Genomic DNA, 1764 nt, shown 5'->3' on the forward strand with positions numbered 1-1764 from the left:
CCGGGTTCGGGCTCCCGGGTGGCCGGGATGACCCTGGCCGTGGACCCCGCCTCGGCGGAGCCGCCGTTCCGCCAACTCAAGGGGCAGATAGTCGAGGGCGTCCGGCGTGGGGTGCTCACCGCAGGGACTCGGCTGCCCGCCGTGCGCACGCTCGCGGAGGAGGTCGGAGTCTCCAGCGCCACCGCCGCGAAGGTCTACCGCGAACTCGAGGAGTCGGGAGTTCTGGAGGGCCGCGGCCGGTCGGGGACGTTCGTCTCAGCAGCCGATCTGCCCGGCGCGGTGCTGGCCCGGGCCGCGGAGGAGTTCGCCGAGCGCGCCGCAGGCTCGGGATTCGACGTCGACGAGGCCGTGGCAGCTCTCCGCAACGCGTTCCGCCAATTGCCCTAGAGATCGCGACCCCGCCTGTCGCCACCCGCCTGTCGCCACCCGCCGGCCATCCCCGATCCGGCGGCCACCTCGATCCGGCGGCCACCCCGATGCGGCGCGATCCTGGATGCATCGGCCGAGTGGGCCCGTCCCAGAACGTGACCGGGATTCAGTGAATGCGACCGGGTCACACGGAATGCTCCCAGCCCTGCTTCTCGAAGGCCCCGCGAACGAATCTGGTGAGCGTCCGCGGGGTGTGCAGCAGACCTTGTGTCACCCGCCTCACCTCCCATCCCAGTGACGCCAGCCGCAGCATCGCCACGGAATCGCCGTCTCGACGGGCCCGGGTCAGATGCTCGTTGCCGTCGTACTGCAACCCGACCTTCCACCGGCGGTTACCCAGGTCGAGTCGCGACACCAGCGCGCCGGACTCATCTCGCACCTCGACCTGCGACTCGAACACCGGCAGATCAGTCGCCCCCATGATCAACCGCAGTTCGGACTCCTTGGGCGACTCGGCCAACGGATCCACGGCGGGCAGCAACCCCAGCACACGACGGACCCCGGTCTGACCTGCCATGGCGAACGCCGCCGCCGCGATCGCATCCGGATCAGTGCCGCCTGTGCGACACATGGAATCGAGCGCCGCGACCGCCCGGACATCAGACGCCATATGCCGGGCGAGGTCGATTGCGGTCCTGGCGGGGGTCGTCACGGCCATCCCCTGCCACAGCAGATGGTCGGGAGTGGCGGTCCACTTGCGGACGACGATCCCGGGCGGGGCCCTGCGCCAGGTCGGCCTCCAGAGCTGGACCTCGTCGCGAACTAGCTCCTCCCCGAAGTACGCCTCCCCGGCCAGGTGCCCGGCGGCGCCCCCGCAGATCACCGAGCGTGGGCCACCCCATAGCCAGGCCGCGCGGATCTTCTGCGCCGGGTCGAGTTCGGCTGACGCTCGCACGTAGACCCTCGGGTGCAGTCGACGGAAGCGGGTGCGCAGATCCTGTCTTGTGAGGATCCCCGCAGCCAGTGCGCTGTTGACCAGGAACGGCTCGCCACCGTAGACGGCTCTGACGAAGGCCGCCTCACGCCTCGGCGGTCGCGCAGGGTCTGAGCGCGCAGGGTCTGAGTGTGTCGGTGGCATGACCGCATGGTGCTACGCGGGGGCTCGGTTATCGGGGCGTAATCGGCCCGCTGTGGACGAAGCGGACGACCATCCACAGCCTGAACGCGGTCACAGCGACCGCGTCGATGGAAGCTCCCGATCAGGAGCGACTACGAGCGAACCGCGAGAACTCATCTCGATTCGAACATCTTCGGCGAGTTCTGGAACGGACTCACCCGGCCGATACCTTCGAGAACGCGCCGAATCGCCGGGCCGGGCGCTCGGGGTCGGGGCCG

The 1764-nt window shown here is 69.8% G+C and carries 2 protein-coding genes; one reads left to right on the top strand and one right to left on the bottom strand.

Features of this window, described 5'->3' with window-relative positions:
• The coding region (locus G6021_RS14840) for a GntR family transcriptional regulator (RefSeq protein ID WP_347238981.1) at positions 1-387 on the top strand (387 nt) is incomplete at its 5' end.
• Between the two features lie 166 nt (positions 388-553).
• On the opposite strand, the gene G6021_RS14845 is transcribed toward G6021_RS14840, so the two are convergent.
• Positions 554-1507 carry a hypothetical protein gene (locus tag G6021_RS14845; protein ID WP_182610590.1) on the bottom strand — a complete coding sequence of 318 codons (954 nt, stop codon included), beginning with the start codon at positions 1505-1507 and terminating at the stop codon, positions 554-556.
• Between the last annotated feature and the right edge of the window lie 257 nt (positions 1508-1764).

It is taken from the genome of Dietzia sp. CW19, from assembly GCF_014145265.1.
GTDB classification, from domain to species: domain Bacteria; phylum Actinomycetota; class Actinomycetes; order Mycobacteriales; family Mycobacteriaceae; genus Dietzia; species Dietzia natronolimnaea.

Coding starts and splice junctions, on each gene's coding strand:
- G6021_RS14845 (WP_182610590.1), bottom strand. CDS start 1,507: ATGCCACCGACACACTCAGACCCTGCGCGCTCAGACCCTGCGCGACCG.